Below are 20,617 nucleotides of genomic sequence, written 5' to 3'. Positions count from 1 at the left end.
GTTGGCACCGTTCAGCGGGGCCGCCGCTCCCCCCCCCCCCCCCCCCCCCCCCCCCCCCCCCACCTCGTGGGGCCCCCCCCCCCCCCCCCCCCCGCCGCCCCCCCCCCCCCGGGGGGGGGGGCGCCCGCCCCCCCCCCCCGACCCAGCGTCGGTAGCTTGTATGCTCCCGGACCGGAGCCGGCGAGTGACCGGTGGCCAAAGCCTGTAAGGCGGCGTCCAATTCGCCGAGCACCACTCGCCACGACGCGGGATCCATCGCCAAGACATGGGCGGCCAGCAGCAGGACACTTTGCCCGGCCGGGGGGCGAAGCCACACCGCGGCCAGCAGCGCCCCCCGCTCCGGGTCGAGGCGATCGACGGCGCGTGCGACGTGATCGGGGACCGCGGCGTGCAGATCGGCGGCGACCTCTACTTCGGTGAGGTCGATGTCGGCGGCCTGGGCCGGGACCAGGGTCATGGTCGCGCGGTCCAGGCGGGCGCGCAGCACCTCATGTCCGGCCACGATGCCGGCCAGCGCGGCGTCCAATTGTTCGCGGGTGACGTGGTCGGGCAGCCGGATGGCTTCGGTCTGCGCCAGCCGGCGCGGCTCCCCGTGTTCGTAGAGCCAGCGGCCGTTGGGCAGCACCGGCATGGGATGGGCGCCATTATCGATATCGCTTGTGGCGGAGACGGTTTCGGAATCGATGGCGTCGGCCAGCTCGCGGACGTTCGCGCACTCGAGGATCAGCCTGGCGCGCAGGGCGATACCCCGCGTCCGCGCCGCCTGAACCACCGACAGGGCCATGATGCTGTCCAGACCCAGCTGCAGGAAATCCGCGGTGACGTCGATTCGCGGCTGATGCAGAAATTCGGAAAGCAATTCCGCCAGTGCGGCTTCCGTGGCTGTTTCGGGTTCGGCTCCGGAAAACGCCTCGGCGGTGTCGAAGGCGCTCAGCGCGGCTTCGTCCAGCTTGCCGTTGGCCGTCAGCGGAATTTCATCGACCGTGACGATCCGCTGCGGAATCATGTAGCGCGGCAGACGGGAGCCGAGCATGCCGCGCAGTTCGCCCGTCGACGGCGGCCGGGGCGCCGCACCGGAAATCACCACGTAAGCGGTCAGCCGCGCTCCCGCCTTCGCGCGACGCACCAGCACTCCGGCGTGCTGGACGGCGGGATGCGATTCGAGCGCTGCGGCGATCTCGCCGGGCTCGACACGGTAGCCGCGGATCTTCACCTGCGCATCGGCGCGGCCGACATACTGCAGCGCCCCGTCGGAACCGCGCCGCACCAAATCGCCGGTGCGGTACATGCGTTCGCCGAGCGCGAATGGGTCGGCGACGAACCGCTGGCTGGTTTCCGCCGCGCGGCCGAGATAGCCGCGGGCCAGCTGGGCACCGGCCAGATAGAGTTCGCCGGTGGCCCCGAACGGCACCGGACGCAGCGCCGAATCCAGCACGTAGCCGCGGGTGTGCAGGGTCGGCCGCCCGATCGACGGCTCGTCGTGCTCGGTGATGGCGGCCACCACCGCCTCGACCGTGGTTTCGGTGGGGCCGTAGCAGTTGTAGGCCGCCATCCCGGTGCGTGCACACCCTTCGCGGATGAAGGTCCAGGCGGCCTTACCGAGCGCTTCTCCGCCCAGCGCCAGCACCGTCAGCGGAACCGCCGTCAGCAAACCGCACGCCGCGAGTTGGGCAAACATCGACGGAGTCGTGTCGATCATGTCGACGCCGTGCTCGGCGATGGCCGCGACCAGCGCCTCGGCGTCGGCCTGGGTGGGCTCGTCCACGACGTGCACACCGTGGCCGTCGAGCAGCGCGACCAACGGCTGCCAGGCGGCGTCGAACGCAAACGACCACGCGTGCGCGATGCGCAGCGGCCGGCCCAGCCGGGCGGCCGCCGGCCGCAACACGTTGTCCAGGTGATCGTCGGCGTAGGCAACCACCGCCGCGTGAGTTCCGATGACGCCTTTGGGTTCTCCGGTCGTGCCCGACGTGAAGACGACATACGCGGCTTGGCCGGGCGCCACCTCGACCGGGCGAAGCTTCGTGGCGGGATGGCCACCAGCGACCAGCGACACCTCGTCGAGCACGATCGAGGCATTGGATTGACGCAGGATCGATTCCACCCGTTCCGGGGGCGTTCCCGGCTCCATCGGCACGCAGACGCCGCCGGCCTTGAGCACCGCGAGCATCGCGACGATGTACTGCGGCCCCCGGGAAAGCCGGATGGCTACCGGGGTTTCGGGCCGCACCCCGCGCTCCGCCAGCCGGGCTGCCAGGCCGTCGGCCAGCGCGTCCAGTTCGCGGTAGCTGAGTTGGCCCCCCGCCCAGCTGATCGCGAGGTTTTCGGGGGTCCTCCCGGCGACCTCGTCGAATCGAGCGTGGATGCCGACCGCCGGGGCGGCGGGCGCGCCCGCGGGGCGCGGGGGAACCGCCTCGTCGTCGAAGAGGACACTGACCTGGCGCAGCGGGCGCTCCCAGTCCCGCAGCAGGCGCTCGGCGGTGCTGATCACCCGCCGCCCGAAGGCGGCGGCGGGGATGTCGCCGAGCGCCCCGTCGATCACTTCGACCAGCACCACGAGTTCGCCGCCCGCCATGTGGGCCGCGACGGTGATCGGGAAATGCGACAAGGTTTGCAGGGCGGACGGCCGGAATGTCGCACCCGCGGCGGTCAATTCGGTGCCGGCGGTCAGCCCGTCCAAGGGGAAGTTCTCGTAGACCAGTAGGGTGTCGAACAATTCGCCGACGCCGCCGAGCGCCCGCAGTTGGGCATGCCCGATGTGGCTGTGCTCACGCAGCAGGGCGGCGTTGCGCTGGACCGTGCGGCACTGCTCGCCCACCGTCGCGGCGGGGTCGAGCCGCACCCGCATGGGAACGGTGTTGATGAACAGACCGATCATGGTCTCGACGCGGGCGAGTTCGGGCGGCCGCCCGGACACCGTGACACCGAAAACCACATCGTGGGCGTCGGTCAGCCGGGACAACACCAGCGCCCATGCCATCTGCATCAGGGTGTTGACGGTGATACCACGGGCCCGGGTCTGCTCAACCAATCGCGCGGTGGCTTCGGCCGGCATCCGCAGTTCGGTGGTGCGGGGCAGCCCAGTTCGCCGGCCCTCCGTCGAGCCCAGCGCGGCCGACAGCAGGGTGGGTCCGGGAAGGCCCGCCAGGTGCCGGCGCCAGACCTGCTGGCTGGCTTCGGAATCGCGACTGGCCAGCCAGCCGATGTAGTCGCGGTACGGCCGGGGGCCGGCGGGCAACGCCGAGAGATCGCCACCGGCCCGGTACAGGATCATCATCTCGTTGACGAACACCGGCAACGACCAGCCGTCAATCACGATGTGGTGGGCGGTGAGCACCAAACGCCATCGCGCGCCAGGCAATTCGACGAGCAGGAAGCGGATGACCGGGCCGCGTTCCAGATCGAAGGGCCGGCGGCGTTCGTCGGCCTCCAGCGTCCGCACATCCTCGGGTGCGGCGGCGACGGTGCGCCATGGCAGGTCTACCCGGGATGGGACGATCTGCACCGGTCGCGCGATACCCCGGCTGAAGAAGCTGGCACGCAGGTTGGGGTGGCGCAACAACATCTTTGTCGCGCAATCACGTAACAGCGCGACATCAAGCGTGCCGGAGATGTCGGCGGCCATGCCGATCACGTACGGGTCGTCGGCATCGCCGTCGGTGAATTCGGCGAGGGCGGTCAGCGAATACAAGCCCTCTTGCAAAGGGCTCAGCGCCATCACGTCCTCGATGTCGGGCGCAACATCTTTGGTGGCCGTCATGGCGCTCCGTCCCGCGACGACGACCACAGCTGCGTCACGGCGGCAAGATCCTCGGCCGAAAGCCCGGACGCGCTCATGGGCTCGAACCGGGCGTCGGCGGGCTCGGCGCCGTTGGCCGCCAGAGCATCCACGGCGGCGGCCAGCTGTTGCACCGTCGGGTTCTCGAAGATCATCCGCGGGTTGACCGCCAGGCCGGCCGCCCGCGCCCGCGAGGCCAGCTGCACCGACAGGATGCTGTCGCCGCCCAGGGCGAAAAAGTCGTCGAAGCGGCCCACCTCGGACGTCGAGAGCAGTTCGGCGAACACCTTGGCCAGCGCCCGTTCGGTGTCGGTGCGCGACGGTTCAACGTGTCCGCTGGTGCTGACCGCCGGCGGCGGCAGCCCGGGCCGGTTCAGCTTGCCCGATTCGGTTTTGGGCAGCGCGTCGAGAACAGTCAACGACGAGGGCGTCATATAGCCGGGCAGCGTCGTTCCGATCGCGGCGCGCACCTGCGATGCGAACGCGGCCTTCTCGGTGTCATCGCCGATCGGCCGTTGTGGCACAACGTATCCGGCCAGCGAGGTGCCCCCGTGCACCTCCCAGGTGCGGGCCGCCGCGGCGGCGACGCCGTCGGCTTCCGCCAGCGCCGCCTCGACCTCGGCCAACTCCACCCGGAAGCCGCGCACCTGTACCTGGTGGTCGGACCGTCCGGCGAATTCCAGTCGCCCGTCCTCGGTCCAGCGGGCAAGGTCGCCGCTGCGGTAGAAGCGAGAACCGGGTTCGAGGGCATAGGGATTAGCCACGAACCGGGTGGCGGTCAATCCGGGCCGTTTCCAGTAGCCCCGGGCCAGTTGGTCGCCGGCATAGTACAGCTCGCCCACCACCCCGACCGGCACCGGCCGCAGGCCCTCGTCGAGCAGGTAGGCGTCCGATCCCGGGACCGGACTGCCCACCAAAGGATTCGGCAGCTCCAGTCGGCCGCGGGACACCGCACCGGAGGTCTCGGTGGAACCGATGTTGTTCAACAGCTCGGTGCCCGTGCCGGCGCACACCGACACCAGCCGCTGCAGCAGCGCGGTGCTCACCGGTTCTCCACCGCACACCAGCCGGGACAGGGCGCGCACCGCGTCGGGCCTGCTGTCGACCACGGCGGAGACAAGGCTGGGCACCGCGGTGACCTGGGCCACCGCGTGCCGGATCATCAACTCCCCGAGCGCTTCCGGGTCGCGGTGCTCGGCATCGTCGGCGAGGATCATGGTCGCCCCCGCCGCGAGCCCGGCCAGCATCTCCATGCCGCCCTCGAGAAACGTGATCGAGGCCTGTGCCAGTCGAATGTCGTCGGTTCTCGGTGGGTAGTGCCGTAGCTGCCAGTCCAGCCGGGCCGCCATGGACCGATGCGTGCCCAGGGCGCCTTTCGGCTTGCCCGTGGAACCGGACGTGAAGACCAGAAACATCGGGTCGTCGGGGTGCGGGAGGGGCAGTTCTCCCGGATCGGCTTCCCCGTTGTCCACCGCGGCGCGCACCTGCGGGTCGTCCAGCGAAATGACCGTGACGCCGGCAACTTCGGGCATGCTGCGGGCCGCGTCGGCCGTGGCGAGCACCACCGGTGGTTGCACGTCGTCGAGCATGAATTGCTTGCGCGCCGGCGGGTACGCGGGATCGATGGGGAAATAGCCACCGCCCGCCTTCATGATGGCCACCAGTGCCACCACCAGGTCGATGCTCCGCCGCGCCGACAGCCCCACCAACGAACCCGGTCCAACCCCCCGCGCTACCAGCAGCGCCGCAAGGTTGTCCGAACGACGATGCAGCGCAACGTAATCGATCCGCTCGTCACCGCAGCGCACCGCGACCCGGTCGGCGCCCCGGCTTCGGCTCGGCTGCAGCAGTTCTGGAATGATGCGCGGCCGGTCATGCGGCGGCCGCTCGCCCCGGCTCCAGAGCTCCAGCATCCGGAGCCGCTCGCCTGCGTCGGTCAGCTGCAGATCGCGCAAACTCTGGTCAGCATTGTCGGCAAACTCGGTGACCACGCGGGTCAGCCAGCCGGCCAACCGCTCGATGGTGGCTCGGCTGTACAGCTCGGTGCGGAAGATCAGGTTGCAGTTGTAGCCGACTCCCCCCGAACCGTCGGTGCCGAAGAAGTTGACACTGAGATCGGCGTGCGCCATGTCGAAGACGGGGTCCAGCGCGGTGCACACCGTGTCCTGGCCGCCGCCTTCGGCATCCTGCTCGATCACCCGCGCGGCGGGCAGGTGGTCGCGGACGTGCACGACGACCTGAAACAGCGGGTTTCGCGACAGCGAGCGCACCGGGCTGACGCTGTCGACAACCCGGTCGAACGGCAGGTCCTGGTGGGCGTAGGCGGCCAGCGCCGTCTCCCGGGCGCGGGTCAGCAGCTCACGCAGCGTCGGGTTGCCGGTCAGGTCGTTGCGCAGCACCAGGATGTTGACGAAAAACCCGATCAGCTGGTCCAATTCGGCCTCGGTGCGCCCGGCGACCGGGGTGCCCAGCGGGATGTCCCGGCCACCACCCGCCTTGTGCAGCACCACGGCGACCGCCGTTTGCAGCAGCATGAACTCGGTGATGCCCATCTCGCGCGACAACTCGGCGAGCTTGCCGCGGGTGGCCGCGTCGATGCGGAAGTCGACGGATTCGCCGGCACCGCTGGGCACCGGCTGGCGCGCGAAGTCCGGACGCAGCCCGGTGTCCTCCGGCAGCCCGGCCAACTGCCGGCTCCAGTACTCGCGTTGCTCGGCGGCGACGGCGGACTCCTGGCCGCCCGCATCACCGAGGAATGCCCCCTGCCACGCCGCGTAGTCGGCGTACTGCACCCGCAGTGGCGCCCAGGCCGGGGTTTCCCCGGCCCGCCGGGCCCGGTACGCGGTCATCACGTCCGCGAACAGCACCCCCGCCGACCAGTGGTCGGAGGCGATGTGGTGGACGACCAGCGACAGCACGTGTTCGGTGGGGTCATCGGCGGTGTGCAGCACCGCAACCCGAACCGGCAGCTCACGGTCCAGTTCGAAGCAGTGCCGGCGCTCGGCGTCCAGCTCCCGCTGCAGCCACGCGTCGTCGGGCCCGGTCGCCCGGCGCACGGCGACCTCCCCGGCCGGACCGACCACCTGGTAGGGCACCCCGTCCAACTCCACGTAGGAGGTGCGCAGGATCTCGTGCCGGGCGACGACGTCGCCGACGGCGGCGATCAGGGCGTCGATGTCCCATGGCCCGGTCAGCTTCGCGGCGAAGGGAATGTTGTTGACCCAGCTGGGCCCGTCGACGCGGTAGGCGAACCAGCTGCGCAGCTGTGAGGCCGATAGCGGCATCGGCTCGTCGTGGGCGGTCGCGATCAGCCTGGGCCGCGACTGTCTGCGTTCACCGGAACTCAGCTGGTCGACGCGTTCCGCCAGCAAGCCCACCGTCGCGAGCTCGAAGACGTCGCGGATGCCGATCTCCACCCCGCACTCCGAGCGGATCGCGGTCACCAGTTTGGTGGCCACCAGCGAGTGGCCGCCCAGGTCGAAGAATGAGTCGTCGACCCCCACCCGGTCGTGGCCGAGCAGCGCGGAAAACAGTGCGGCGATGCGGCGTTGAGTGGGGGTCGTCGGGTCGCGGTATGCGGCGGCCGCCGCGATCTGTGGTTGGGGCAGCGCGGCCCGGTCGATCTTGCCGTGCGCCGTGATCGGGATTTCGTCGAGCGCCACGTAGGCGGCCGGTGTCATGTAGTCCGGCAGCGCGGCGGCGACCCGGGCTCGGATGCGTTCGACCTCAACGGTTTCCGGGCCGCCACCCGAGGCCGGCGTGACGTATCCGACCAGGCTCTTGCCCAACCGGGGCAGGTCCATGGCCAGCACCACCGCTTGCCCGACGCTGGGGTCGACCGAGATGGCGGCGGCGATCTCGCCCAGCTCGATGCGGAAGCCGCGGATCTTCACCTGCTCGTCGGCGCGGCCGACGAACTCGATATCCCCGTCGGCGTTGCGGCGGGCCAGGTCGCCGGAGCGGTACAACCGGCCGCCCGGGGTGAACGGGTCGGCGACGAAACGTTCGGCCGTCAGCCCGGGCCGGCGGTGGTAGCCGTGCGCGACATGCGTTCCACCGATGTAGATCTCGCCGATCACGCCAACGGGAACCGGCCGCAACGCGTTGTCGAGCAGGTGTACCTGGGTGTTGATCTTGGGGCGGCCGATGGGCACCACCCGGGTGCCCTGGGCCCCTTCCACCGGGTAGCTGGTGCAGTTGACGACGGTCTCGGTCGGTCCGTAGAAGTTGTACAGCAGCGCGTCGAAGGTGGCGTGGAACTTGTCGGCGATCTCGCCCGGCAGGGCCTCCCCGCCGATCGGCACGCGCCGCAGCGTGCGCCACTGACTGACCCCGGGAAGCGACAGGAACAGCCCGAGCAGTGACGGCACGAAATGCATCGAGGTGATGCCCTCGCGGCTCAACAGATCCGTCAGGTAGCCGATGTCGCGCAGCCCGTCGGGCCGCGGAATCACCAGGCGGGCACCCATGATCAACGTGCCGAAAATCTCGCCCATCGAGACGTCGAAGCTGGGCGACGCGACCTGCAGCAGCCGGTCGGTCTCGTCGACGCGGTACTCGTCACCGAACCAGACGAAGTATTCGGCGATCGGGGCGTGGGGAACCGGCACGCCCTTGGGCAGGCCGGTCGAGCCCGAGGTGTAGATCAAGTAGGCGGTGTTGTGCGGGCCCAGCGGCCGCACCAGCTCGGCGGGCGCGGTGACCGGGTATCGCGACAGCCCCGGAACCGCCTCGCGCAACACCAGTTTGGCGTCGGCGTCGCCCAGAATGAAGGCCAGCCGATCCTCGGGGTAGGTGGGATCCACCGGCAGGTAGACCGCTCCGGCCTTCAGCACTGCCAGCGCGGTGATGACCAGTTCGGGTGATCTGTCCAGCAACACCGCGACGCGGTCCTCGGTGCCGATGCCTTGCTCGATCAGCCAGTGTGCCAAGCGGTTCGACTCTTCGTCGATGTCCCGGTAGGTGTACTCACGCCCCTCATAGACCACGGCGACGGCATCGGGCGACAGCGCCGCTCGGCGGGTGACCAGTGCGGGCAGGGTGGCGGCCGGGGTCTCGAACTCGGCACCGGTCGAGGCCCAGCGCAACCACTCGGCATCGTCGCTGTCCATCAGCGCGCACGCCGACAGCGCCGCGTCGGGGTCCGCCAGTGCGTTGTCGAGCAGCACCGCGTAGTGCCGCAGCAGCTGGTCCACCAGTCGGTGATCCAGCACCTCAACCAGGTACTCGGCTTCGACCAGCCCGCCGTTCGCGCGATCCAGCTCGATCATGAAACTGAGTGGCAGCTGGTTGAAATGACCGCGTAGTTCCCCTCGTTCGCACCGCACCCCGGGCGGGCAGAAGCCGGCGCCGTCGGGCTCGCGCTGCCCGAAGCTCACCCGGGTCATCCGGTCGGCGCCATGCCGGCGATCCGGATTGGACTCGCGCACCAGCCAGTCCAAGTCGGCACGCGAATGTGCGAAGGCGCCAACCGCGTTATCCCGGGTTTGGGCCAGTAGCTGCCGGAACGTCTGGAGCGGCTCCGGTCGCATCCGGATCACCACGGTGTTGCCGTAGTAACCGATGGCCGATTCCGTCCCGACGCCGCGGTTGAGCACGGGCGCGGCGATCAGGAAGTCCGTTGACTGGGTGTAGCGATGCACCAGCGCGGCGAACGCGGCCATCAGCACCATGTACGGGGTGGCACCGGTCTCGCGCGCCAGCGCAGCGGCGCGGTCGACGGTGGCCGCCGGCAACCGCGTCGTAGCACGTTGGGCCCGCCAGGTGCTTGGCACCACCGAACCGTTGGGGCCCGGAAGCTCGAGCGGCTCAGGCAGATTCGCCATCAGGGGCCGCCAGTATTCGAAGTCGGCGGCGTGATCCGCGGCTTCGTCCGGGGGAGGCGCCGTCATCGCGGGTTCGCCGCCGAATCCGACCGGATCGGTGTAAGCGCGAGTCAGGTCGGCGAAAAACGGTGTCCACGAGCCGTCGTCCCAGGCGATGTGATGTGCGGTGACCAACAGCATCAGCTCGTCGGCGGACAAGCGGGCCGCGGTGACCCGCAGGGGCGAATCCTTTGCCAGGTCGAAGGGCCTGCGGAAGTCCCGCTGCGCCAGCACATCCAGCCGCAACCGTCGAGCCTGATCGGTCAGTTCCGACAGGTCGTGTTCGGCCCACTCGGGCCGCAGCTCCTCGTGGATGACCGGATACGGGTCACCGTCCGGACCGGTGTCGTACGTCGTCTGCAGTACGGGGTGCCGCGCGGCCACGGCGTCGATCGCGCTCCGCAATCGGTCGATGTCGACCGTGCCGGTTAGGCGGTAGGAGACGCAGACGTTGAGCAGCGCGCTGTCGGGGTCCACCGACTGCACGAACCACATCCGGTGCTGGCCGACGGACATGCGCGGCTCGTCGCAGGTGGCCACGGGTGCGGAGACGGCGGGCCTGGCCAGGCCACGTTCGGCCATCTTGCGGCGCAACAATTCCAGGCGTTCGTCGTCGAGACGGGCTCTGGCTCCGGTGGTGTCCGTCACGCTGGGAGTCCAACCTTTCTGGCTTCGCGATCGTCGAGTGTCGTGCCGTCCCGCGGGCCGGCGCGCAACGCATCGATCAATTCGCTGAGGGTGATCCCGCCGAGCATGCGAGCGACCGGGACCGAGCTTCCGACCGTCCGGCGCAGCCGCTTACGCAGATCGAGTGCGAGCAACGAGTCCACTCCCAGGTCGATGAGCGGTGCGCTCGGGTCGATCGATACCGAATCGTCCAGGTGCAATGTCGCGGCGAGTTCGGTGCGCACCACCTCGGCGAGCGGCTTGGCGGTAGGGGTGTCCGCTCCCCCGTCGCCGCCTCGCCGCGCACTGAACGGCATTGACATGCCCTGGCTTTCGAAGAACACCGCGAGCCGGTCGAGGTCGGCGTCGAAGACCAGTGGATCTGCGTCGTAGCGGCACAGGCCCGCCTCGATCGCCGGCTCCGGCGCCATCGCGACCAGGCCGGAGCGTTCGGTGCGGGTGATCTCGTCGCCCGTGACCACGCCGGCGGCCTGCCACAGCCCCCACCGGATCGCCATGCTGTCGCGGCCCGCGCCGCGCAACTGGGCGACCAGCACGTCGAGCATCCGGTTGGAGGCGGCGTAGGCCGCGTGGCCATAACCGCCCCACACGCCGAACACCGACGAGCAGGCCAGGATCCGGCAATCGGCCCGCAGCGGCCACGCCTCGGTCAGCAGCGCCAGACCGCGTACCTTCGCGGCGCATACCGCCGCCACGTCGGCGCCGGTGAGCTCGGAACGCGGCCGGGCCTCGGCGATGCCCGCCGTATGGATCAGCAACGACGCGCCGTTCCCCGCGTGCCGGGCGGCGACGGCCGCCAGGGCGGCCGGATCGGTGATATCGCACCGCGGGGCGCTCACCTCGGAGTCGTGGTTCGAGGTAAGCACGCGCAGCGCGCCTTCATCGATACCGTTGCGGCTCAACAGGGTGACGGTCCGTGCGCCGCGCTCGATGCAGTACCGCGCATACTGCAGGCCGATTGCTCCGCTGCCGCCGGTGATCACCACGTTGTCCAGCGCGTCGGCGCCCAGCGGCCGTTTGGTCGCCGAATCGCGGCATTCCCGGAAGGTCCGCACGTGGCGGCGCGGCAATTCGCTGCCCCGCAGCGCCACCTCCGCCGGCTCCCCGAGCAGCACCTCGACGGCGGCGCGGGCCGTGCCGGCACCGACGTCTCGGCCGGGCAGGTCGAGATGCCCGAAGGCCTGGTCGGTGAATTCGAAGCCGACGCTGCGGTGCATCGCGGCCAGCGCCGCCTGTGCCGGGAACGCGTCGGCGTCGTCCGGATCGATGGTTTCGGCGCGGGCGGTCAGCAGCCACACGGTCCGGCATCGCGGGCCGGTCAGGGCGGCGTAGTCGGGTAGACCTGCGTCCGGCCGCCCGGCGATCTGCTCGATCGCCGCGACGGCATCGAGCTCATGGAGATCCGGCGCGATGATCGCGAGGATCTCCGCGTCGTCCGGCGACACCGCCCGGCAATGGCCTTGCGCCGCAACGGCATCCATCAGTCGCCGGACTAATGCGCCGTCCGTGGAGTCGACGGCGACAATGGCGATGTCCGCCCCCGCCGCGCCCGGTCGCGTCTCGTGGCGCCAATCCTCAACCGCGACGGTGGGCGCCGGGCCCTCCCCCGTCCCGATCAGCGGTTCGGGCGCCGCCCACAGGTGCACCGCCCGCATCGGCGCGTTCGGGAATCCGCGCAACGGTGGCCGCACACCCCCGGGAATCGCGTTGGCCCATTGGCAGCCGGGATCGGCCGCCGCCACGCCGGCAATGTTCGCCGCCAGCGTGTCGGTGATGGCCCCTTCGCGATGCCCCGAGCCGACGGCCACGGTCGTCCGCTCGTCGACCAGGTCCGCGAGCGGGTACAGCAGCGCGGGATGCGCGGACAGCTCGACGAACGTCGTGGCCCCGAGCCTTCGGGCCGTCGCCACCGCCCGGTCGAAACGCACGGTGTTGCAAAGGTTGTCATACCAGTACCTGGAGAAGTCCACGTCGCCACGGACCTCCGCGCCGAAGGTCGAGCCGACGAATCGCACCGGACTGTCCCAGAACGCCGAGTGGGGGACCAGCTCGGCCAGCTGGTTGCGCAGCGGCCGCAGCACGCTGGTGTGGCCCGGATAGTCCACCGTCAGCTGGTGGGCGAAGACGCCGCGTTGCTGGGCGAGGCACACGGCGGCCGCCACGGCGTCATGGTCTCCGGACACCACGGTCGACGAGGGGCCGTTGACGGCCGAAACTTCAAGCCAGCCCGCCGTTTCACCGATCAGGGACTCGGCCTCGTCCACGCCGGCGCCAAGCACGGCCATGGCGTAGTGACCGGCCAATTGGCCGACGATCGTGGCGCGGGCTCCGACCAGCGCGACCGCGTCCGGCAGCGTTATCGTTCCGGCCACGTACGCCGCCGCGACCTCGCCGAGGCTGTGGCCGACGGCGATTGCCGGGAGCACGCCGTGGAATCGCCATTCGTGGGCCAGGCTGACCGCGTGGGTGAACTGCGCTCCCTGGATTTCGGTGCGCGACCATTTCTTGTCGAGTTCGCCGGTCAGGTAGGGCAACGGTGAAGGCAGCCCGGCGGCGCGGAACGCCTGGGCGCATCGGTCGGTCTCGGCCCGGTAAGCCGGAAGTCGTTGGTATGCCTCGGCGCCCATCGATTGCCATTGGTTGCCCTGGCCGGGGAACACGAAGGCGATGCACGGCGCAACGTTGCTGGAGGATCGGGTGACCAGCGGGTGCTCTTCACCGTCAACTAGCGCGGTCAGGCCGGAGACCAGCTCGCCGCGGTCGGCCGCCCGAACCACCGCGCGGTGCCGCCGCACCCGCCGAAGCCGCAGCAGGGTGGACGCCACGGCCGCGGTATCCGTGTCCGCGCCGGTCGCGCCCAGGTAGTCCAGGATCGCCCGGGCGTCCACGCCGATCAGATCTTCGTCGTGCGACGAGAGCAGCACCGGCACCCGGCCGTCGGGCAGTGGGGAGGTCAGCATCACGCGACCTCGGGGAGGGCGACGATCACGTGCGCGTTGGTCCCGGCGATGCCGAACGCCGATGTCGCCGCGATCCGTTGCCCGCCGGCCGCGGGCCAGGGGGTCAGCGTCTTCGCCAAGCGCAAACCCTGGCTTTCCCAGTCTATTTCCGGACTCGCCTGCGCGGCGTGCAGGGTCGGTGGGATGACCCCGTGCTCGGCGGCGACGATGACCTTCGCTAGCCCAAGTGCACCGCTGGCGGCCAGCGCGTGGCCGACATTGGATTTCACCGAGCCGAGCAACGCGCCGGCACCGGCCGCCGTCTCGCCGTAGGTTTGTGCCAGCGAGCGCAATTCGGTGCGGTCCCCTAGCCGCGTGCCCGTGCCGTGCCCCTCGACCATCCCGACCTCGTCGGGCCGGATCCCGGCCTGCGTCATGGCGCGCCGGAACAGGCGGACCTGCGCGTCGCCGCTGGGGGCGCTCAGCCCGGCGCTGCGGCCATCCTGGTTGACGGCGGTGGCGCGGACTTCGGCGACGACCTGGCGGCCCGCGCGCAGCGCGGCCGATTTGCGTTGCAGCACAAACATCGCCGCCCCTTCCGCCCACACCGTCCCGCTGGCCTGCGCACTGTAGGGGCGGCAGTGACCGTCGTCGGAAAGGGCGTGCTGCTTGGAGAATTCGACGAAGAACCCGGGCGAGCCCAGCACGTTCACCCCGCCGGCCAGCGCCAGGTCGCAGTCACCGCTCTGGATCGAGCGTACGGCGAGGTGAAACGCCGCCAGCGCGGACGCGCACGACGAGTCCACCGTCAGCGCCGGGCCGGCCAATCCCAATGTGTAGGAGACCCGCCCGGAGATCACGCTGAGCGCGGTCCCGGCGAGCAGGTGACCGCTGTGCTGGGAGAAGTTGGCCATCTGCGGCCCGTATCCGGTGGCCGAGGCGCCGACGAAGCACCCCACGTCGTGCCCGGCCAGGTCGTCGGGGTTGATGCCGCTGTTTTCCAGCGCGCGCCAGGACACCCGGAGCACGACGCGCTGCTGGGGGTCCATGGCGACGGCCTCGCGCGGCGAGATGCCGAAGAATTCCGGGTCGAACGTGGTTGCGCCGGAGAGGAATCCACCACGATCGTGGATCTCCTTGAAACCGCTGCGCCGCGATCCCGCGAGCAGTTCGCGGACCTGCCAACCTCGATCGGTGGGGAACGGCCCCAGCGCCTCACGGCCGTGGGACAACAGTTCCCAGTACTTGTCGGCGGTGTCGATGCCGCCGGGCGCTTCGACGGCCATGCCGACGATCGCGACCGGATCGGAGGCGCCGGTGAACCCGTTGTCAGACATCGGCATTCACCCGCCGCGCCACGGCATCGATGTGCTCGTCGAGATAGAAGTGCCCGCCGTCGTACAAGAACAACTCGAAGGCGCCGGTGGTGTGGTTCTCCCAGAGCCGCAATGCGGACGGATCGACGCGGTGGTCGTCGCACGCCCCCAGGACGCGGATGTCGGCGCGGATGCGGACGCCGGGAGCACACTCGTAGCGGTTGACCGCTTCGTAGTCGGCGCGCACCGCGGTGGTCAGCAGTTCGGCGAACTCCTCATCGGCGAGCAGTTCGGGGTCGGTGCCGCCGAGATCGGCGATGTCGGCGAGCAATCCGTCGTCGGTGGTGGGGAGCGCCGGCATGGCGGCAACGGCCGACGGCGCCGGGCCGGCCGAGACCCACAGGCGCCGCACGGCAACATCGTGGGATTCGGCGATCCTGGCGAACTCGAAAGCCACGACCGCACCCATGCTGTGGCCGAACAGCCGCAGCGGCGCCGCCCGGCTCCACGGCCCGGCGTCGAACAAACCCCGGGCCAGGTCGTGCACCGTGTCGGGGGCCGGGTGACTCAGCCGGTCCGCGCGCTGCGGGTACTGCACGATGTAGGTGTCGCCGCCCGCGGCCAGCGCGGTAGCCAGCACGCGATAGCTTGCCGCGGCCGCCCCCGCGTGCGGAAACACGACGGTCGCGCCGGTGCGCCGGCTCTGGTTGCTGCTGGGCACCCGCTTGATCCAGGATGCGAACTCGGTTGGCACACTCAGCACCCGGTCGGACGTCATCGGGTCCTCCCGGTTTCGCCGGCTTGCCCAGAAGCCGACAGGGCGTCGGCGTCCATGTGAATGACTTCCAGGTAGAGTTCGGCCACCTGATTCAGGCGCTCGCCGTCCTGCTCGCGGTCGGTAAGTAAACCGGCAAGTGCGGCAACGGTTCTGGTGGCGAAGATGTCGGCAACCATGATGTGGGGGGTGTCCAGCCAGGTCCGGATACGACCCACGGCCTGGGTGGCCAGCACGGAATCGCCGCCCAGGGCGAAGAAGTCGTCGTCGCGGCCGACCCGGCCCGCGCCGAGTAGATCCCCGAGTAGGGCGGCCAGGGCGGATTCCAGCGGGGTCGAGGGGGCGCGGTAGCGGGGCTGCTCGGACAGCGAAACCTTGGCGCCCAAGTCGCGGGCGACGGCACGACGGTCGATCTTGCCGGCGTCGGTGAACGGGATGCGCCCGACCAGCGTGACGTGACGCGGAACCATATGCGCCGGCACGAGTTCGCCCATCAGCTCCCGAATCCGCTCGGCCGTCAACCCGGCACCGCCGGAACTTTCCGGACAGACCGCGGCGGCCAGCACCTCCGAGCCACCCGATGCGGGGAGCAGCGCCGCGACCGCTATCGCCACCCTTGGCAGCCGTCGCAGCGCGGCCTCGATCTCGCCGAGTTCGACGCGATATCCGCTGATCTTGATCCGGTGATCGGCGCGGCCGACGAACTCGATCGTTCCGTCGGGCCAGTACCTGGCCAGGTCGCCGGTCCGGTACCACCTGCGTCCCGCGTGCTCGACGAAGCGCTCCGCGGTGAGGTCCGGACGCCCCCGATAGCCCCGGGCGATGCCACGACCGGAGACCCACAGTTCGCCGGCGACCCAGTCGGGGCAGTCGTCGCCCGCGTCGTTGACGACGCGGCAGTCGTTGTTCGTCAGCGGCACCCCGTAGGGCAGGGCGGTCCAGTCCGACGGCAGGGCGTCGGGATCGTCGACCTCGAAAATCGTGTTGTGAACCGGGGTTTCGGTCGCTCCCCCCAGACCGGCGAACCGCAAGCTGGGCGCCTCGGCCTTCAGGCGGCGCGCCACCTCCGGCCGCACCCAGTCCCCGCCGGTGGGGACGACCCGCACCGAGGATAGCCGTCCGTGTCCGACTTCGATCAGCATCTCCAGCCAGCCCGGCATGAAGTGCAACACGGTGACTTGGTGGGTGTCGATGAGCCGGGCCCAGGCGTCGGGGTCACGGCGCTGCGCTTCGTCGACCACCACGATCGACCCGCCGGTGCGCAAGGTGACGAAGATGTCCATCACCGAGATGTCGCCTTCGAGCGTGGATAGCGCCAGGCATCGATCCTCGGGACCGATCTCGAAGTGGCTCGCGATGAACTCCACGGTGTTCATCGCGGCGTCGTGCGTCACCTCGACGCCCTTGGGCTCGCCCGTCGATCCGGAGGTGAACAACACATAGGCGAGGTCGCCGGGATCGACTCTTGCCGAGGGAGTTTCGGTGACAACGGGCGGCTCTCGCAGCACGTCGGCGAGGATCAGCCCGGGCACCGGCAGTGCCAGCCGCTGCCCGCCGCAAACCAGGACCAAGCACACCTCGCCGGTTCCCAGGATGCGTTCCGCGCGGTCGCGCGGCTGGTCGGCGCCGATCGGCAGGTAAGCCGCGCCGACGCTCAGGATGCCCAACAGCGCCGGCACCTGCTCGGCGGTTTTGGGGCCCATCACCGCGACCGTGTTGCCCGCGCCGACGCCGGCCGCGCGCAACGCGGCGGCCACCGCGAGTGCCTGGTCGCGCAGCTGCCCGTAGCTGAGGTCACCGGAGCTGGCGAAGATCGCGGGCGCGTCGGGTCGCCGCTCGGCTTGCCGAAAGAACCCGTCGTGCAACGCTTCTCCGCTGGGCTCGGCGGTGCGGCCATTGACCGCGTCGCGCACCGCGCGCTGCGCGTCCGGCAGCGGCGACGGTCCCGGTGTGTCCCAGCCGTCGTCGGAGGAAGCCAGCCTGAGCAGTTCGTCGATGTGGTAGGCGAACATGGCGTCGATGACACCCGGGGCGAAGATGCTTTCGCGCACATCCCAATTCACCAATACGCCGCCGTCGAACTCGGTGACCTGAGCGTCGAGCAGCACCTGGGGACCCTGGGAGATGATCCACGCGGGTGTCCCGAATTGATCGGTGACCTCGGGGCTGAACAGTGCGCCGAGTCCCAGCGCGCTGGTGAAGACCACCGGCGCGAGCACCTGGGTGCCGCGGTGACGGCTGAGGTCCCGCAGCACCGACAGCCCGGGATAGGCGGAGTGGGCGGCGGCGGTCCGCATTGCCTCCTGCACCGCCTGCGCCCGCGCAGCCGCGGTCCGGGCGCCCGTGAGGTCGACGTCGAGCAGCAGCGAGGAGGTGAAGTCGCCGACCAGGGAGTCGACGTCGGGGTGCAGCGGCTGGCGCCCGAACAGCGGCACGTTCAGCAGGAAGCGCGAGGTGGTCGACCAGCGAGCCAAGGCGTTGGCGAAGGAGGCCGCCAGGGTCATCGCCGGGGTGACCCCGCGGGCCTGGGCGCGGGAGAACAGGGCGTCGCGGGTGTGCGGGTCCAGCCAGTGCCAGAGCCGGGTGCTCGTCCGCGAACTGCGGTCGCCGGTGGTGGGCAGCGCGGGCGGGTCCGGCAGCTGCGGGATGCGCCGCGCCCACCAATCGCGGGCGGCGTCGCGGGCAGGCTGCGGTCGCGCCTCTTGCGCCTGGATCGCGTGGCGGTACTGCCGGTAGGTGTACGTCAGCGCGGGCAGGTCGTGCCCGAGGTACAGGGCGGCCAGGTCGGCCATCAGGGTCCGGTAGCTCATCGCGTCGGCGGCCTGCATATCGAGATCGACGTGGAGGCGCGAACGTTCGCCCGGCAGTCGCGTCAGAGCCAGCTCGAACACCGCTCCATCGAGCTGCTGGTGCGATTTGGCGTCGCGGATGGCCGCGAGTCGCCGATCGGCTTCATCGCCGTCCAGGCGGCGCAGATCCTCGACGGCGACCGGGAAGTCGTCACCGGTTGCCGCGATCCGCTGCGTGCCGTCGGGCAGGAACCGCACCCGCAGCATCGGATGGCGCCGGGCCAGCGCCGTGGCCGCTTCGCGCAGGCGTTCCGGATCGATGGCGCCGCCGTCGAACTCGACATATAGGTGACCGGCCACCCCGCCGAGCTGTTGATGGTCCTGGCGGCCCACCCACATCGCGTGCTGCATCGGGGCCATCGGGAACGGCTCACCCGCGTCACCCGGCGGTGGCACGGGGTTGTGCTGCTCCGCGGGATCGGCCGGCGAGTCGGCGCTGACCAGCTCGGTCCACGCCTCGACCGTCGGAGTTTCGGCCAACGTGGCGAAGTCCACGGCGATGCCCTCACGTCGCCAGCGGCCCGCCAGCGTCATGATCCGGATGGAGTCCAGGCCCTGGCCGATGAGGTTGGTGCTGGGGTGAACGTCGTCGACGCCGACGCCGAGTAGTTCGGCCACCTGCGCCCGGACCTCTTCCGAGCGCGCCGAGGCACGCACCACAAACCCTCCCTGGATTAGCACAGGCTGCCCTAAGTATTTTTGGTTACCCTATCCTTACTCACAAATCGCCGCTACTACGCCCCCGATTTAAGGACCCATGACCGCGCAGACACCACCGTCCCTCGCTGGGGCCCTCGACGGGTTCGTGCCGTTCCCCGCCGATCGGGCCGCCGCCTATCGGGCGGCCGGCTACTGGGCGGGGCGCACGCTGGACACCATCCTGAGCGACGCGGCGCGGCGCTGGCCCGACCGAACGGCCGTGCTCGACGCCGCGGGTACGGGCCTGAGTTATGCCCAGCTCGACGCGCGCGCCCGCCGCGCCGCCGCAGGACTGCACGCGCTGGGCATCGCGCCAGGCGACCGGGTGCTGCTGCAACTGCCGAACGGTTGCCAGTTCGCGGTGGCGCTGTTCGGGCTGTTGCGCGCGGGCGCGATCCCGGTGATGTGCCTGCCCGGCCACCGGGCCGCCGAATTGGGACACTTCGCCGCCGTCAGCCGAGCGACCGGATTGGTGATCGCCGATGCGGCAAACGGTTTCGACTACCGCGCCATGGCGCGCGAACTCACCCACGACCACCCGACGCTCGAGCACGTCATCGTCGACGGCGACCCCGGCCCGTTCACGTCGTGGGCACAACTCTGTGATCGGGCCGTCACCGCACTACCACCACCGACGCGCGATCCGGGATCGCCTGCACTGCTGCTGGTTTCGGGCGGCACCACCGGGACCCCCAAACTCATCCCCCGCACCCACGACGATTACCTGTTCAACGCGACCGCCAGCGCCCAGGTGTGCGGGCTCACGGCCGACGACGTCTATCTGGTGCTGCTCTCGGCCGGTCACAACTTCCCGCTGGCCTGTCCCGGGCTGCTCGGCGCGATGACCGTGGGCGCCACCACCGTCTTCGGCACCGACCCCAGCCCGGAGGCCGCATTCGCCGCCATCGAGCGCCACGGCGTCACGGTCACCGCCCTGGTGCCTGCCCTGGCCAAACTGTGGGCGCAGGCCTGCGAATGGGAGCCGGTGACGCCGAAGTCCCTGCGGCTCTTGCAAGTTGGTGGCGCCAAGCTCGAGGCCGACGACGCCCGACTGATCCGCGCCGCGTTGACCCCGGGACTGCAGCAGGTATTCGGGATGGCGGAGGGCCTGCTGAACTTCACCCGCCCGGGCGATCCGCCCGAACTCACCGACCGCACCCAGGGGCGGCCGCTCTGCGCGGCCGACGAATTGCGCGTGGTCGACGCCGAAGGCGAACCCGTGGCGCCAGGCGAGGAAGGCGAGCTGCTGGTGCGAGGCCCGTACACGCTCAACGGCTACTACCGCGCCGAGCGCGACAATCAACGCTGCTTCGACCGCGACGGTTTTTTCCGAAGCGGGGACCTGATCCGGCTCCGGCACGACGGCTATCTAATGGTTACCGGGCGGGTCAAGGACGTGATCTGTCGAGGCGGTGAAACCATCTCCGCCGCCGACCTCGAGGAGCAGATGCTCAGCCACCCGTCGATCTTCTCCGCGGCAGCGGTTCCATCGCCGGACCCGTACCTTGGCGAAAAGATTTGCGCGGCGGTAGTTTTCACCGGTCCAGCGGTGACATTAGCGGAACTGAACGCCTACCTCGACCGGCGTGGGGTGGCCGCCCACGCCCGGCCCGACGCGCTGGTGCCGATGACCACCCTGCCCACCACACCGATCGGCAAGATCGACAAAAAGGCGATCGCTGCCCAGATCTCGGCTCAGCCAGGATGACG

The 20,617-nt window shown here is 70.2% G+C and carries 7 protein-coding genes; 1 reads left to right on the top strand and 6 read right to left on the bottom strand.

All coding sequences use genetic code 11. From position 1 onward, the window contains the following. From A5756_RS13180 to A5756_RS13155, 6 genes are all read right to left on the bottom strand, one after another. A partial coding sequence (locus A5756_RS13180; protein WP_082960026.1) for a non-ribosomal peptide synthetase occupies positions 1-3,760 on the bottom strand: 3,760 nt, incomplete at its 3' end. Further along, positions 3,757-10,290: a non-ribosomal peptide synthetase gene (locus tag A5756_RS13175; protein ID WP_066952870.1), complete on the bottom strand. Its 6,534-nt coding sequence runs from the start codon at positions 10,288-10,290 to the stop codon at positions 3,757-3,759. The genes A5756_RS13180 and A5756_RS13175, both read right to left, overlap by 4 nt. Next, a complete protein-coding gene (gene mbtD, locus A5756_RS13170) occupies positions 10,287-13,292 on the bottom strand; it encodes a mycobactin polyketide synthase MbtD (RefSeq protein ID WP_156659480.1) in 3,006 nt (1,001 codons plus the stop codon). The genes A5756_RS13175 and mbtD overlap by 4 nt, the downstream gene beginning before the upstream one ends. After that, positions 13,289-14,605, bottom strand: a complete 1,317-nt coding sequence (locus A5756_RS13165) for a polyketide synthase (protein WP_197505368.1) — start codon at positions 14,603-14,605, stop codon at positions 13,289-13,291. The genes mbtD and A5756_RS13165 overlap by 4 nt, the downstream gene beginning before the upstream one ends. Further along, the gene (locus tag A5756_RS13160) at positions 14,598-15,362 is read right to left on the bottom strand and encodes a thioesterase II family protein (protein WP_066952864.1); all 765 of its coding nucleotides are present in this window, start codon (positions 15,360-15,362) and stop codon (positions 14,598-14,600) included. Before A5756_RS13160 ends, A5756_RS13165 begins: the two co-directional genes overlap by 8 nt. Then, a complete protein-coding gene (locus A5756_RS13155) occupies positions 15,359-18,868 on the bottom strand; it encodes a non-ribosomal peptide synthetase (RefSeq protein WP_066952862.1) in 3,510 nt (1,169 codons plus the stop codon). The genes A5756_RS13160 and A5756_RS13155 overlap by 4 nt, the downstream gene beginning before the upstream one ends. 97 nt (positions 18,869-18,965) lie before the next feature. On the opposite strand from A5756_RS13155, the gene A5756_RS13150 reads away from it, so the two are divergent. Continuing rightward, positions 18,966-20,615: a (2,3-dihydroxybenzoyl)adenylate synthase gene (locus A5756_RS13150; RefSeq protein ID WP_066952860.1), complete on the top strand. Its 1,650-nt coding sequence runs from the start codon at positions 18,966-18,968 to the stop codon at positions 20,613-20,615. Positions 20,616-20,617: the final 2 nt, after the last annotated feature.

The organism is Mycobacterium sp. 852002-53434_SCH5985345 (assembly GCF_001667155.1).
Taxonomy (GTDB): Bacteria; Actinomycetota; Actinomycetes; order Mycobacteriales; family Mycobacteriaceae; genus Mycobacterium.
This window is presented reverse-complemented; position numbering and strand designations above follow the sequence as displayed.

What these genes read in the sequence shown, in the direction of transcription:
- A5756_RS13165 (WP_197505368.1), bottom strand. Translation starts at nt 14,605, where the DNA reads ATGTCTGACAACGGGTTCACCGGCGCCTCCGATCCGGTCGCGATCGTC.
- A5756_RS13160 (WP_066952864.1), bottom strand. Translation starts at nt 15,362, where the DNA reads ATGACGTCCGACCGGGTGCTGAGTGTGCCAACCGAGTTCGCATCCTGG.
- A5756_RS13150 (WP_066952860.1), top strand. Translation starts at nt 18,966, where the DNA reads ATGACCGCGCAGACACCACCGTCCCTCGCTGGGGCCCTCGACGGGTTC.